Annotated in this window: 13 protein-coding genes and 1 pseudogene; 7 read left to right on the top strand and 7 right to left on the bottom strand. The window is 33.9% G+C overall.

From position 1 onward, the window contains the following. Nucleotides 1-107: 107 nt before the first annotated feature. The 5 genes and pseudogenes from G7082_RS05255 to rpmH form a co-directional block, all read right to left on the bottom strand. Entirely contained in the window at nt 108-587 is a 480-nt protein-coding gene (locus G7082_RS05255) for an arginine repressor (protein WP_166034145.1), read from the bottom strand. Between the two features lie 194 nt (nt 588-781). After that, nucleotides 782-1,516 carry an RNA-binding cell elongation regulator Jag/EloR gene (gene jag, locus G7082_RS05250; RefSeq protein ID WP_166034144.1) on the bottom strand — a complete coding sequence of 245 codons (735 nt, stop codon included), beginning with the start codon at nt 1,514-1,516 and terminating at the stop codon, nt 782-784. Nucleotides 1,517-1,542: 26 nt separating this feature from the next. After that, nucleotides 1,543-2,358, bottom strand: a complete 816-nt coding sequence (locus G7082_RS05245; RefSeq protein WP_166034143.1) for a YidC/Oxa1 family membrane protein insertase — start codon at nt 2,356-2,358, stop codon at nt 1,543-1,545. A 15-nt stretch (nt 2,359-2,373) separates the two neighbouring features. Continuing rightward, nucleotides 2,374-2,711: pseudogene (rnpA, locus tag G7082_RS05240) on the bottom strand (ribonuclease P protein component). 116 nt (nt 2,712-2,827) lie between these two features. Beyond that, nucleotides 2,828-2,962 carry a 50S ribosomal protein L34 gene (gene rpmH / locus G7082_RS05235; protein WP_086952559.1) on the bottom strand — a complete coding sequence of 45 codons (135 nt, stop codon included), beginning with the start codon at nt 2,960-2,962 and terminating at the stop codon, nt 2,828-2,830. Between the two features lie 469 nt (nt 2,963-3,431). Here rpmH and dnaA point away from each other — a divergent pair, with 469 nt between their 5' ends. The 6 genes from dnaA to gyrA all read left to right on the top strand — a co-directional run bounded on the left by dnaA (nt 3,432) and on the right by gyrA (nt 12,291). After that, nucleotides 3,432-4,775 carry a chromosomal replication initiator protein DnaA gene (gene dnaA, locus G7082_RS05230; protein WP_166034142.1) on the top strand — a complete coding sequence of 448 codons (1,344 nt, stop codon included), beginning with the start codon at nt 3,432-3,434 and terminating at the stop codon, nt 4,773-4,775. Between the two features lie 155 nt (nt 4,776-4,930). Next, the gene (gene dnaN, locus G7082_RS05225) at nt 4,931-6,061 is read left to right on the top strand and encodes a DNA polymerase III subunit beta (protein ID WP_166034141.1); all 1,131 of its coding nucleotides are present in this window, start codon (nt 4,931-4,933) and stop codon (nt 6,059-6,061) included. Between the two features lie 205 nt (nt 6,062-6,266). Then, complete coding sequence (gene yaaA / locus G7082_RS05220) at nt 6,267-6,506, top strand: S4 domain-containing protein YaaA (protein WP_166034140.1); 240 nt, start codon at nt 6,267-6,269, stop codon at nt 6,504-6,506. Nucleotides 6,507-6,511: 5 nt separating this feature from the next. Beyond that, nucleotides 6,512-7,633 (top strand): DNA replication/repair protein RecF, encoded by a 1,122-nt coding sequence (gene recF, locus G7082_RS05215; protein WP_166034139.1) that lies wholly within the window; start codon nt 6,512-6,514, stop codon nt 7,631-7,633. Nucleotide 7,634: 1 nt separating this feature from the next. Further along, the gene (gene gyrB / locus G7082_RS05210) at nt 7,635-9,578 is read left to right on the top strand and encodes a DNA topoisomerase (ATP-hydrolyzing) subunit B (protein ID WP_166036026.1); all 1,944 of its coding nucleotides are present in this window, start codon (nt 7,635-7,637) and stop codon (nt 9,576-9,578) included. 208 nt (nt 9,579-9,786) lie between these two features. After that, on the top strand, nt 9,787-12,291 hold the full coding sequence (gene gyrA / locus G7082_RS05205) for a DNA gyrase subunit A (RefSeq protein ID WP_166034138.1): 2,505 nt from the start codon (nt 9,787-9,789) through the stop codon (nt 12,289-12,291). 301 nt (nt 12,292-12,592) lie between these two features. On the opposite strand, the gene G7082_RS05200 is transcribed toward gyrA, so the two are convergent. Continuing rightward, a complete protein-coding gene (locus G7082_RS05200) occupies nt 12,593-13,174 on the bottom strand; it encodes a hypothetical protein (protein WP_166034137.1) in 582 nt (193 codons plus the stop codon). A gap of 21 nt (nt 13,175-13,195) precedes the next feature. Further along, nucleotides 13,196-13,696, bottom strand: coding sequence for a cysteine hydrolase family protein (locus G7082_RS05195; protein ID WP_166034136.1), 501 nt, complete (start codon nt 13,694-13,696; stop codon nt 13,196-13,198). A gap of 126 nt (nt 13,697-13,822) precedes the next feature. On the opposite strand from G7082_RS05195, the gene G7082_RS05190 reads away from it, so the two are divergent. Next, nucleotides 13,823-15,127, top strand: a complete 1,305-nt coding sequence (locus G7082_RS05190) for an MATE family efflux transporter (protein ID WP_166034135.1) — start codon at nt 13,823-13,825, stop codon at nt 15,125-15,127. Nucleotides 15,128-15,129: the final 2 nt, after the last annotated feature.

Raw genomic sequence — 15,129 nt, 5'->3', positions numbered from 1 at the left:
AAAAGCACAAAAAAACTATTGGAGATAACGCTTCCAATAGTTTGATAACATTTTCACTTATAAATATCCTTAAAAAACTTTAAATATTCATCACATTTTTTTCTTTGTTAATTGAGGTACAAATATTGTTTTAAAAAGTGATTCACTTTTTCTGCTGATTCTTGATCTCTTGATAAAATCAAAATTGTGTCATCTCCTGCGATACAGCCGACTATGTCTGTATAAGAGATGTGTACACTATCCAGCAACACACCAATCACTTGGCCATTACCTGGTAAAACCGTTAATATATTTGTAAACTCGACTTGGGTTAAGGAAACACCGGTATCAGTTAAAGCATGAATCAACCGCTCTTCATCCGTTCTTTTTTTGATGCCTAGAGCTGAATCATTCATAATCTGATAATAAAAATTACCTTTGTTATCATGATTTTTAACAATATTTAACTCTCTAATATCACGTGAAATGGTTGCCTGAGTGACTTTGATGTTCTCTTTAGCCAAACGATCGATTAAATCCGTTTGATTATTGATGTGGTTCTCATTAATCATTCTTTTGATAATAGCTTGTCTCCTACTTTTATACATATCCTTCCTCCTACAAATATTGTTATTTTAAGTATATGAATAATTTGAGTAACAATCTACTAAAATTCAAAATAATACCGATAAATTAATATTTTTTAATCTAAACCCTTGAAACAAAATCAAAATTGTTTGATTTTAATGACAAAATAAAAAAGCTTGAAACTGACGATTAAGTCAATTTCAAGCTTCTATTACTATTTTTTAAGTTCCACTACTAAATAGCGATGGGGTTCATTTCCTTCAGAATGAGTCGCAATATCTGACTCACCTGCTAACAATGAATGAACTTGCTTTCTCTCAAAGGCTGGCATTGGTTCTAAAAAGACGGGTTGTTCAGATTCTCTAACCGTTCTCAATGTTTGTTTAGCTAAACGTTTAATAATAGCCTCACGACGCTCACGGTAATCACCAACGTTAACAACAATCGATAATCGATTTTTAGCAATTCGGTGGATATACACTTGAGCTAAGTATTGAATGGCATTAAGTAATTTACCGTGTTTGCCTATTAATAAACCTTTTTTATCTGATTCTAAGCTGAACATAATGCGTTCTTTGGTTCTAGATACTTTAACCATTGCTGGTGCACCTAAATCTCTTGTGATATCAGTTAAATAAACAGCTAAGGCAGTGACAGCTTCATCATCACTTAAATTAACTAACTCTTCTGTTTGATTTTGCTCAGTCCTTGACTCTTCTTTTGTTTCTTCAAGTTCAACCACTGGCTCCTCAACAGATACTTCTTCTTCAACTTTTACGATAGCTTCAAGACTTTCTACAACAACAACTGCTTCTTTTCTACCAATACCTAGAAAACCTTTCTTACCTTCATCAAGAATTTTAATCTCCACTTCTCCTTTTGAACGCTTAAGTGTTGATAATCCTAATTCAATGGCTTGATCTACGGTTTCTCCTGTAAATTTTGGCATGATAAGAACCCCCTATTTAAGTAGTTTTATTTCTTTTTCTTAGACTGATTTGCTTTTCTCAACGCTTTTTCGATATCACGTTTCTTTTGTTCTACCGCTTCACGTTCTCTTCTAATCTTAAATGGATTATTAATTAGTAAGGTTTGAATAACTTGGAACCCATTTGAGACTACCCAGTAAAGTGACAACCCACTGGCTAAATTGATCCCCATGAATAAAATCATAGCAGGCATCATATAATTCATGACTTTCATTGAACCTTGAACTTCAAGTTGACCCATTGACGTTAATTTAGTACTTGCAAATGTAAAGACAGCTGCTAAGACAGGTAAAATGTAATAAGGATCAATTTTACCAAGCTCTAACCAAAGGAATGTTCCTTGAGTTAATTCTGGCACTCTTGAAATTGCTTGCCATAATGCCATCATGATTGGCATTTGAACAAGTAATGGTAAACAACCAGATAAAGGATTGACACCATACTCACTATAAAGACGTTGTTGCTCTTCTTGTAATTTACGAGCAGTTTCAGCATCTTTAGAAGAATATTTGGCCTGTAATTCTTTCATTTTCGGTTGAAGTTCTTGGGTTTTTCGCATACTTTTTGTTTGATAATGCATTAAAGGCATTAAAATGATACGAATAATAATGGTGAATAAAATAATACCGACACCTTTATTACCAAAAGATAACGCTTTAATCGCCTCGCCAAAATAATAAACGATGTAACGATCCCAAAGTCCTGTACTTGAGCTATCAACTGTCCCTGTACCACAGCCTGTTAAAACAAAAACAAGGGCAAACATACTTAGGACTAGTAGCCATTTTTTCTTTTTCTTCACTCGTTTAGACCTCTCTTATTCAATTATATTTGCTAATTTAAACACATGTTCCACATTATTTTTGACTTCGACAAAAGATAAATCTACTATCTTAGGTCTTGCAATCAACACAATATTGTAATGAGGGTTAATCTCTTCCTTCAACTCGAATAAAGCATGTCGCATTAAACGCTTGACTTTATTTCTAGTCACCGCATTACCGACCTTTTTACCGACAGAAAGCCCACACGAAAATGGCTATTTTCTTCTGCAGGAAATATATACACCACAAAATTACGATTGGCATAAGAATTTTTTTTATAAATAATTTTTTGAAATTCTTTTTCTTTTTTTATACGGTAGGATTTTTTCATTGGACATCCCTTTAATTTCTATAATATTTCGCTATTAACACCATAATCATAGCATAAAGCGTCTATTTTTTTCATTTTTTTATAAAAAAAAATCACTGACTCTAAGATTCAGTGATTTATGCTGCTAATACTTTTCTTCCTTTACGACGTCTACTTGCTACGACGCGACGACCGTTCTTAGTGCTCATACGTTTACGGAAACCATGCACTTTTTGGCGCTTACGTTTTTTTGGTTGATATGTTCTTTTCATTGAATCCACCTCCTACAACTAAATATGCTTTCTAAATCACTTAGACAGACTATGACATTATACAAAGAAAATGATAGTTTTGTCAACTCGCCTTTAAAGAAATTTTTAAAAAGTTGCGCACATCTTCTAAAAAAACTATCCACAGCCCTGTTAAACTTCTCTTTTTTAAAAAAAGTTATGATTTAGTTGTTTTTGAGTTATCAACAGTTAAACACCGTGTTTAAAAGTTGTTAACAGTTTTTATTTTTCTTGTTGATAACCTTTACAAATGTTTTTGTAACAAAGATTATAACTGTTGATAACTTTGTGATAAACTCGTTTTTCATTTTAGTTATTCACATTTAATTTAAGCTTGTGGAAAACTTTTATCCTCATTTGTTATTTTCTTATCCACATGCTTAAAAATCAGTGGAAAACTTTTTATAAAAATGCTAGAATAAACGAGAAACTATTTTTTAGGGGGATAGTTATGCCCAATATTGACTATATATGGAAAGAATTGGAAGACGATTATCGAAAGATATTAACACCTCCAAGTTTTAATGCTTGGATTGAACAAGCTAAACCAATTAGCTTAATCAATAACTTATTAACAATTGAAGTACCTTCCAACTTACATAGAGAGTATTGGGAAAAGAATCTTGCAGCCAAAATCGTTGAAACTGGGTTTAGATTAACAGGAGAAGAAGTGACTCCTGTTTTTATTATTGAAAATGAGAAAAAAGAGCCAGAGAAAAAGTCCGCGCCTATTCAAACTGAATTACCTGACATCGTCAAACGAAATAGTAAAAAAGCCTTATTAAATTCAAAATATACGTTTGATACGTTCGTTATTGGTAAAGGAAATCAGATGGCCCATGCTGCAGCACTTGTTGTGGCCGAAGATCCAGGTGCTACTTACAATCCACTCTTCTTTTACGGGGGAGTAGGTCTTGGTAAGACCCATTTGATGCACGCTATTGGTCATCAAATGCTCACAAATCAACCCGATGCAAAAATAAAATATGTCACCAGCGAAACTTTCGCCAATGATTATATTAATTCAATTCAAAATAGAACCTCAGAAGCTTTTAGGCAGGAATACCGAAATGTAGACTTGTTACTCGTGGATGATATTCAATTTTTTGCAGACAAAGAGGGAACGCAAGAGGAATTTTTCCATACATTTAATACTCTATATAATGAAGGACATCAAATTGTCTTAACAAGTGATCGTCTGCCAAATGAAATTCCAAAATTACAAGAACGACTTGTTTCAAGGTTTGCTTGGGGCTTATCTGTTGATATTACGCCACCAGATTTAGAAACAAGAATTGCGATTTTAAGAAAAAGAGCAAATGCAGAAGGTTTAGAAATACCAGATGATACACTTTCTTACATTGCTGGCCAAATTGATTCCAATATTCGTGAGTTAGAAGGGGCTTTAGTGCGTGTTCAAGCCTTTGCTACCATGAACGGAAATGATATTTCAACGAGTTTAGCTGCTGATGCACTAAAAAGTTTGAAACCAGCTAAATTAAAAAGTGAATTGTCTATTCTTTTGATTCAAGAAGAAGTTTGTAAATACTATCATCTTCAGTTAAAAGATTTAAAAGGCAAGAAACGGGTTAAGTCAATCGTAGTCCCTCGTCAGATTGCGATGTTTTTATCTCGAGAATTAACGGATAATTCATTACCTAAAATTGGTGCTGAGTTTGGTGGTAAAGATCATACAACCGTGATTCATGCCCACGAAAAAATTCAACAATTGTTAGATACTGATCCAATTATCCAAAAAGAAGTCGGCGAACTGAAGAATATTTTAATTTCTTAGGTTGTGGAAAACTAAAATTTTAACCTATGACTTATCCACATGTTATTAACAAGGATAAATCTTTTTAAAATATTAGCTTATTTAACTTATCCACAGTACTAACAGGACCTACTACTATTACTATATTTATTTATATTATTTAAAAGGAGAAACTAATGAAAGTAACTTTAAATCGAAATGCTTTTTTAGATGAATTAGCGACTGTTCAAAGAGCTATTTCAGGAAAAACAACCATTCCTATCCTAACCGGAGTAAAAGTAGACCTTAGTGAATCAGGTTTGGCTTTAACAGGGAGTAACGCAGACATTTCTATTGAAACATTTTTAAGCGTTGAAGATGAAAATGCGAACATGGTGATTGAAAGTACAGGCTCAATTGTTTTACAAGCCCGTTTCTTCAATGAAATTGTTAGAAAATTACCAGAAAGCACCTTAACCTTAGAATTAATAGAGAATAACCAAGTGATTATTTCTTCAGGAAAAGCTCTATTTAACGTTAACGGCTTAAATTCTGAGAACTACCCACATTTACCAGTTATTGATAATCAAAATACCTTTGAATTATCTGCAAGAGTATTGAACAAATTAGTTAGTGAAACGGTTTTTTCTGTTTCACAACATGAAAGTCGTCCAATTTTAACTGGGGTTCATTTTGTCTTAGAAAACAATGAATTACTTGCAGTCGCAACAGATAGTCATCGCCTTAGCCAACGAACAATTACTTTAAATGATGTGAACACATCTTTTGATATTGTTGTTCCAGGTAAAAGCTTGCAAGAATTATCACGCTCGTTTAAAGACGAGGAAGAGATGGTTGAGATTTCAATCATGGAAAACCAAGTTCTCTTTAAAACAGAAGGCATGAATTTCTATTCTCGTTTACTAGAAGGAAATTATCCTGATACAAATCGCTTGATTCCAACAAACTTTAGTACTGAAATTGAATTTAACGTGCCTGAGTTACTTTCAGCCATTGATCGTGCTTCACTTTTATCTCATGAAGGTCGCAACAACATCGTTAAATTATCAATTAATTCAGAGCAAGTAATTATCTACGGAAATTCACCAGAAATTGGTAACGTGGAAGAAGCATTAAACTATCTTAAAGTGACAGGGGAGCCGATTGATATTTCTTTCAACCCTGACTACATGAAAGCTTCTTTAAAATCTTTTGGAGCGATTGACGTGGTGATCAAATTTATCTCACCAATCAGACCTTTCACACTGCAACCAAATGATGACGAGATTAACTTTATTCAGTTAATTACACCAGTTCGAACAAATTAAAAAATAATGAAAACTATCTTTTAGGTAGTTTTTTTTATTTTTGTAAAAAAACAGTCCTATTTGACGTTTTAAGCAAGTTAACCTAAAAAATGAAAAATCTATCGATTAATATTAAATTTGCTTAAACAGAAAGAATATTTGTTTTTATGACTTAAAACAGGTATAATAGTAGATAAATATACCTTGAAAAAGAAGGTGAAAATTTGTGAAAAAGAGTTTTTTATTAAAAGCCGATACAGAATACATCACACTCGGACAGTTCTTAAAAGAAGTCGATGTGATTTCTAGTGGTGGTATGGCGAAATGGTACCTGCAAGAACACGCTGTTTATGTGGACGGAGAGCTAGAAAATCGTCGTGGAAGAAAATTATATGCAGAAATGATGATTGAAATACCTGACCTAGGTACTTTTTTTATGGCTAAAATGCCACAAGATAAGGAATAATACAGATGATTATAGAAACAATCGCTTTAAATGGTTACCGTAACTATGACAGTCTTGAACTTAAATTTTCGCCTAAATTAAATGTTTTTTTAGGCGAAAATGCTCAAGGTAAAACGAATTTGCTAGAAAGTATCTATGTTCTTTCTTTAGCAAGAAGTCACCGAACGAACAATGAAAAAGAGATGATTGGCTGGCAAAAGGATTTTGCTAGAATCGAAGGAAAAATCAAGCGTCTTAACGGCCCTCTTGATTTAACGATGATTATTTCGACCAAAGGTAAAAAAACCAAGGTCAATGGCCTAGAACAAAGTAAACTGAGCCACTATGTTGGGCATTTAAATGTTATTTTGTTTGCGCCTGAGGATCTTTTTTTGGTTAAAGGTGCGCCGCAAAACAGACGGAAATTTCTAGATATGGAAATTGGTCAAATCAATCCGCAATATCTGCATAATTTAAGCATCTATCAAAATGTCTTAAAACAAAGAAACCAATATTTAAAGAAACTTGCTTTTAGCTCAAATAAAGATCTGATTTACTTAGATGTTTTATCAGAACAGTTGGCTAAGGCAGGTAGTTTTGTTTTATACCATCGTTTAAAGTTTGTTATGAAGTTAGAAAATTGGGCCAACGAAATTCATCAGAGAATTACCTACCAGAAAGAAAGTTTAAAAATTAGCTATAAAAGTCAGTTAGATGTGACTGAGGACATGTCAGAGGAGGCTTTATTTGAAGCACTCATGAAGGCGTTAAAAGAGTCCACAGAAAAAGATTTGAAGCATTTAACAACTTCTGTTGGTGTTCACCGAGATGATTTACATTTTTATGTAAATGAGCGAAACGTTCAAAATTTTGGTTCTCAGGGACAGCAAAGAACGACGGCTTTAAGCGTTAAACTAGCTGAAATTGAGTTAATTAATGAAGAGATTGGGGAATACCCGATTTTACTTTTAGATGATGTCTTGAGTGAGCTGGATGATGAGCGTCAAGTTCATTTAATGGAATTTATCGAAAACAAACTACAAACATTTTTAACGACCACGAGTTTGACTCATTTAAACAATAAATTAAGTATCACACCTGAAATATTCAACATTTCAGAAGGAACGATAGAAGGGGACGGTGAATAAGTTGACAGAAGAAAATAAAAACAATGAACAACATGCTTATGATGCTAGTCAGATCCAAGTTTTAGAAGGATTAGAGGCTGTTCGTAAAAGACCGGGGATGTATATTGGTTCGACAGGACCACAAGGTTTGCACCATTTAGTTTGGGAAATCGTTGATAATTCTATCGATGAGGCTTTAGCAGGTTATTGTACGGAAATTAATGTGGTAATTGAAGAAAATAATAGTATTACAGTCACCGATGATGGGCGCGGGATTCCTGTTGGGATTCAAGAAAAAACAGGCCGTCCTGCAGTTGAGACTGTTTTAACCGTGCTTCATGCTGGTGGTAAATTCGGCGGTGGCGGCTACAAAGTATCAGGTGGTCTTCACGGAGTTGGTTCTTCAGTTGTTAATGCCTTGTCTGAATCTTTAAGTGTTAAAGTTCATGTAGATGGCAAAATTCATTTCCAAGAATTCAACCGCGGTAAAATTTGTGCTGATTTAAAGGTGATTGGTGAGACGGAAAAACACGGAACAGTGATTAACTTTAAACCTGATGCAGAGATTTTTACAGAAACAACGGTCTTTGAATTTGATAAATTAAAAACACGTATTCGTGAATTAGCATTCTTAAACAAAGGCTTAAAAATTAGTATTGAAGACAAACGTGAAGCAGATACTAAATTTGAAACATTCCACTATGAAGGCGGAATTAAAAGCTATGTTGAGTTTTTAAATACAAATAAAACGGTTATTTTTGAAGAGCCTATTTTTACAGAAGGTGAGCAACAAGATATTACGGTTGAAGTTGCCCTTCAATACACAGATGGTTATCATACGAATTTGTTGAGTTTTGCTAACAATATTCATACGTATGAAGGGGGAACTCATGAATTTGGTTTCCGTACTGCTTTAACACGTGTGATTAATGATTATGCTAGAAAACAAAAAATCATTAAAGAAAATGAAGAAAATCTAAGTGGGGAAGATGTGCGTGAAGGAATCACTGCGATTATTTCAATCAAACATCCAGAACCTCAATTTGAAGGTCAAACCAAAACGAAATTAGGTAACTCAGAAGTTCGTACGGTTACAGATCGTCTGTTCTCTGAAGCCTTCAATAAATTCTTGTTAGAAAACCCAATTACAGCGAAAAAAGTCGTTGAAAAAGGAATTTTAGCTTCCAAAGCTCGTCTAGCTGCAAAACGTGCCCGTGAAGTGACGCGTCGTAAAGGTGCTTTAGAAATCAGTAGTTTACCTGGTAAATTAGCTGACTGTTCTAGCCGTACGCCAGAAGAATGCGAATTATTCGTCGTCGAAGGGGATTCTGCCGGCGGATCAGCTAAAACTGGTCGTGACCGTCGTACTCAAGCGATTTTACCAATTCGTGGGAAAATCTTAAACGTTGAAAAAGCAACGATGGATAAAATTTTAGGGAATCAAGAAATTCGTTCGTTATTTACAGCTATGGGAACTGGTTTTGGAGCCGATTTTGATGTGTCAAAAGCAAGATACCATAAATTAGTTATCATGACCGATGCGGACGTGGATGGGGCTCATATTAGAACCTTGTTATTGACTCTTTTCTATCGCTACATGCGTCCTGTTGTTGAAGCGGGTTATGTTTACATTGCCCAACCACCTTTATATGGGGTGAAACAAGGGAAAAACATTACTTACGTTCAACCAGGTAAAGATGCCGATGAGCGTTTAGCAGAAGTGGTTGCTTCACTTCCAGCAACACCAAAAGCAACTGTTCAACGTTACAAAGGTTTGGGAGAGATGGATGATCACCAATTATGGGATACAACCATGGATCCAGAACAAAGAACGATGCTACGCGTGAGTGTTGAGGATGCGATTAAAGCCGATGCTGTGTTTGAAATGCTGATGGGTGACAAAGTTGAGCCAAGACGTGACTTCATTGAAGCCAACGCTCACTACGTTAAAAACTTAGATATCTAAGTCATAAAAAGTTCAGGGTGGGTCAAAAGTTGTTTTGCTTCAAGGAACTGGAGGGAAAATCGAACAATCGCTCTTTTTGATTGATCGATTTTCGTGAAGTTGCCGCGGGAGCAGACTTTTTACCCCTGACTATTAAAGATTATTAGGATAACTAAAATGGAGGCCGATATTTGGGTCAGCCTCCTTGATTATAAAAGGGGGATCGTTCATGTCTGAGGAATTTAAAGAGAATATTAAAGATATCAATCTAACAGATGAGATGGAAGACTCATTTATCGATTACGCCATGAGTGTTATCGTTTCACGTGCCTTACCAGATGTTAGAGATGGATTAAAACCTGTTCATCGCCGTATTTTATACGGAATGAATGAGATGGGTGTTACACCAGATAAAGCTCATAAGAAATCGGCCCGTATTGTTGGGGACGTTATGGGTAAATACCATCCGCATGGGGATAGTGCGATTTATGAATCGATGGTTCGTATGGCACAACCATTTAGCTACCGTAACATGCTAGTGGATGGACACGGAAACTTTGGTTCTGTGGATGGTGACGGAGCCGCAGCCATGCGTTATACCGAAGCACGTATGAGTAAAATTGCCGTTGAAATGTTGCGAGATATCAACAAAAATACGGTTAATTTCCAAAACAACTACGATGAAACAGAGCGTGAACCAGAAGTTTTACCAGCTCGTTTCCCTAACCTTTTAGTTAACGGAACAACAGGGATTGCCGTGGGGATGGCAACAAACATTCCACCTCACAACTTAACCGAAGTCATTGACGCTTTAAAAGTTTTAATGGCTAATGGTGAAGCAACAACAGCTGATTTGATGGAAGCTTTACCTGGACCTGATTTTCCAACGGGTGGTTTAGTGATGGGTAAATCTGGTATCAGACGTGCTTATGAGTCTGGTAAAGGTAAAATCATCGTTCGAGCAAAAGTTAACATTGAGGAAATGAAAAACGGTAAGGAACGTATTATCGTGACCGAAATTCCTTACATGGTAAATAAAGCGAAATTAGTGGAGCGTATTGCTGACTTGCACCGTGAGAAACGTGTGGAAGGAATCACTGATTTACGAGATGAATCGTCTCGTGAAGGGATGCGTATTGTGATTGAAGTCCGTCGTGATGTGAGTGCTTCAGTTATTTTAAATAATTTATATAAATTAACACCACTTCAAACAAGTTTTGGCTTCAACATGTTGGCGATTGTTAAAGGTGTGCCGAAAGTTTTAAGCTTGAAATCAATTTTAGAACATTATTTAGAGCATCAAGAAGAAGTGATTGTTCGACGAACTGAATTTGATAAAAATAAAGCAGAAGCGAGAGCTCATATTTTAGAAGGGTTACGTATTGCTTTAGATCATATCGATGAAATTATTCGTACGATTCGTTCTTCTAACTCAGATGATGTGGCAAAAAAATCATTGATTGAGAAATTTGAATTATCAGATCGTCAAGCACAAGCGATTTTAGACATGCGTTTACGTCGTTTAACTGGCTTGGAACGTGACAAAATCGAAAATGAATATCAAGAATTACTTTTATTGATTGCTGATTTGAAAGATATTTTAGCCAATCACGATCGTGTCCTTGAAATCATTGCAACAGAATTAGATGAAATTCAAAGAAAATACAGTGACGCGCGTCGTACTGAACTTCTTGTGGGTGAAGTCTTAAGTCTTGAGGACGAAGATTTAATCGAAGAAGAAGACATCGTGATCACATTAACTCATAATGGCTACATCAAACGCTTGCCAAGTACTGAGTTTAGAACTCAAAATCGTGGGGGACGTGGTGTTCAAGGAATGGGCGTTCATGACGACGATTTCGTTGAAAACTTAGTGTCTTGTTCAACTCATGATAGCTTATTGTTCTTTACAGATACTGGTAAAGTTTATAAAGCTAAAGGATATGAAATTCCAGAATACGGTCGTACGGCTAAAGGAATTCCTGTGATTAATCTTCTAGGCATTGATTCTTCTGAAAAAATTGAAGCAATCATTAATGTGGAAGGTAAAGCAGAAGCAGATCATTACTTATTCTTTACGACAAAACTTGGAACAGTGAAGAAAACATCAGTTACTGAGTTTTCAAACATTAGAACCAATGGACTTAAAGCAATCGGCTTGAAAGATGATGATTCATTAATCAATGTAGCTTTAACGAATGGTCAAGAAAATATCATTATCGGAACACACAAAGGGTACTCAGCAACCTTTAACGAAGAAAAAGTTCGTTCTATGGGTCGTAGTGCGGCTGGTGTTCGTGGTATTCGTTTAAGAGAAGATGATTACGTAGTTGGCATGGCTATCTTGCGTCCAGAATCAGAAGTCTTAATCATTACTGAAAAAGGTTATGGTAAACGTACTGCCGCCGAAGAATATCCAGTTAAAGGCCGTGGTGGTAAAGGAATTAAGACGGCTAATATTACAGAGCGTAATGGTAACTTAGCTGGTTTAACAACGGTTGATGGTGAAGAGGATATCATGTTAATCACGAATAAAGGGGTTATTATCCGCTTTAGCGTGGACACTGTGTCTCAAACAGGCCGTTCAACTCAAGGGGTACGTTTGATTCGTTTAGAAGAAGATGCTCTCGTATCAACAATGGCGAAAGTCGCTAAAGAAAGCGAAGAAGTTGTGGAAGAAGTCACTGAAACAACAGAAACAGTCGTTGAAGATCAAGAAACAACAGAAGAATAAGAGTGGTGAAAACGGCGTTTAGCTCTAAGCAACTGGAGAAAATAAAAAATAATTCGTGGTCTTTGAATTAATTTTTATTTTTGAAGTTGTCGCAAGAGCTGCCGTTTGAATCCGGACTGAAAAGAGGGAAATGACTTATGTTTGTCATTTCCCTCTTTTTTACTGTTTCTTAAAACGTCTTATTGGGCTTGTGAGGGTGTTTTATGTAGAAATGATTTATGATATGTATAAACCAAAATAAGGCATCTAGAGAGTAAATAGAGGTGTTTTTGATTGTTTTTTCTATTATCTAAAGAACAAATTAGTCTTTAAAAACGTGATAGTAGATTTTTATTGTTGATTCTTCATCAAAATAGTCATCTTTTTCAAAATCATTATCTCCATCAATTGTTACTTCTTTAACATCACCTTCGTCTGTAAAAATTCCAAATTTTAAATCTGCTACTTTTTCAGTATTTATATTTTTGAAACCCATATCTTTAAGTTTTTCCGTAGCTATCTTATAATTTTCACCCTGAAATTTTTTAGCATTCATAGTAATTTTTGCCCCACTAGGATGAGATTCATGATATGCACCTATACTAAGACTCAAAAAACCTATAACCATAAAAATACTTAAACCTAATAAGATTTTGTTATTATCTTTTCTTTCTTCTTGTTTATTTTTAAAACTCCATTCAGCTTTTGTTATTTCCCTCTTTTCCTGTTCATTAAAACGTTCTAATTCTAATTCCCATTTTGCACCAATTTTAGAATGTTTAGCATTAATAATATAAGTTGCCCCACAGTATGGACAGGTCTCTGTTTGATTTTTTATATGAGATAATGTCTTGATATTCAAATCTCCCCCACAGTTTTCACATGTGATTTTAGTAAATTTCATTAGAATTCTCCTTCATTTTTGTTAAATCAATAATTTCAAAAACCGATTATCCCAAATACCTTCATAAAACTTAATCGTGTCTTTAGCTGTCATATAATGATTATCAAAAGTAGTTGTTCCACCACGCGGCATCTGTAAGTTATATCCTAAACCGTGTGCCATTTTTACAGTGGAATCGACACAATACTCAGTTTGAGCGCCACATATTTCAATATTTCTGATATTTAAATCAGTCAGAGTTTGTTCTAGAGTTGTTTTATAGAATGAATTAGCATGTGTTTTTTGAATAAATAAATCTGAATCTTTTTGTTCAATATTAGAAATTACTTTCCAAGCCATTCCATCTTTTACTAGTGAGCTGTCATTGTGCTGAATAAATATAATCGGTTTATTATGGGAACGATATGTAGCTATTCTAGCATTGATAATCGTGACACATTCGTTTAGATTTTCGATAAAATGATGGTCATTTTGACAAACTCCATTCTGCATATCAATGATGATTAAAGTATCTGAAATCATACAAGCACCTCTTTTAGATTAAATATACAACAATTTATAAAATGAATAAACAGAATATAAAAATTTGAGCTAATAATGAATATCTTAGTTAAAAATAATACATACTTAGAATTGTTGGAATAAATTATGTTTTATAAAATATCAAAAGAATTGAATATATTTGCGGCACCATTGATTGTAAATAATTTATTTAGTGTTGTAATAGCAACTATTATGTCATCTATTATTGGGAATATTTCTCCAGAAGCAATTGTATCAGCAGGAATAATTGATGGATTGATGTATACTCTTTTAGGTGTGTTAGGAGTAGGAACATTATCATTTAATATATATGCTTCAAGGGTTAGGGAGAGTAATCCCACTGAGTTTAAAGATTATTTTAAATCAATATTAATATTAAATGGATGTATTGGATTGGTTTTTGTTGTTATCATTTTTGTTGGAGCACATTTTTTATTAGAAAATATTTATTTGTTTTCTGGAAATCAACTTTTTACAGGTTCACTGTATGCACAAATAGTATCATTAAAAGTATTCTTTAATATGCTTATTTTCGCAATGTCGAATCAAATTAAAGTAAATAAAAAAACGAATGAAATATTAAAAATAGGAGTTATTACTTCTATTTTCCAAGTTGTCATTTCACTTTTTTTAGTAACGAATATTTTTAATGAAGAATATAAAATATTAGGAGTTGGGATTGCTGCAACTTTATCAATGCTACTTTCAGTTATATCTTATGTTTTTATACTTAGAAAAGATATAAGGATATTAAAAAATATTAGAAGTAGTAAGAAAAAGTTTTTATTTATCAAAAGTATGCCATTATTTGGACAAGAGTTATTAGAAGGATCAGTAATGGAAGTCTTATTAACAGTTTTTTTGAATCGATTAGGAATTATCTATGCATCATATTTAGTATGTGTGAATATTATAAATATTAGTTTAACACCTATGTTTATGTATTGTAACGCTATCGTTGTATTGGTTGGCGAAAGATTAGTAAGTAAACAAAAAAAGGAGCTAGAGTTAATACCTCGTGTTAGTATATTATTTATCATAAGTATTTATTTCTTTTCGAGTGTGATTATTTATACATTTAGACATTTTGTACTATCATTTTTTACCAATGATATGACGGTGTTGTTGTCAGCTGAATCCATTTTATTATTTGCTATAGTTGTGAGTATGGCTAGACCTTTTTTTGAGGTTTACAAATATTGTTTACAGTCTTTTGGAAATGAAAAGCAAGTATTAATGATTACATTTTTAGTGAATCTATGTGTGTTACTAGTGATGTCAACATTAAACTATTTTGGAATGCTTAACATTCATAATGCGTTATTAATTGTCGCTAGTAATTACTTAATTCTCTATTACCTATTTAAAAGATTGTATTTATTTAATATAGGTAAATTATGCATTAACTAATC

It is taken from the genome of Vagococcus hydrophili (genome assembly GCF_011304195.1).
In the GTDB taxonomy this organism is placed as follows: Bacteria; Bacillota; Bacilli; order Lactobacillales; family Vagococcaceae; genus Vagococcus; species Vagococcus hydrophili.
Note: the sequence above shows the minus strand (reverse complement) of the source record. Positions and strands in the feature narration are given on the sequence as shown.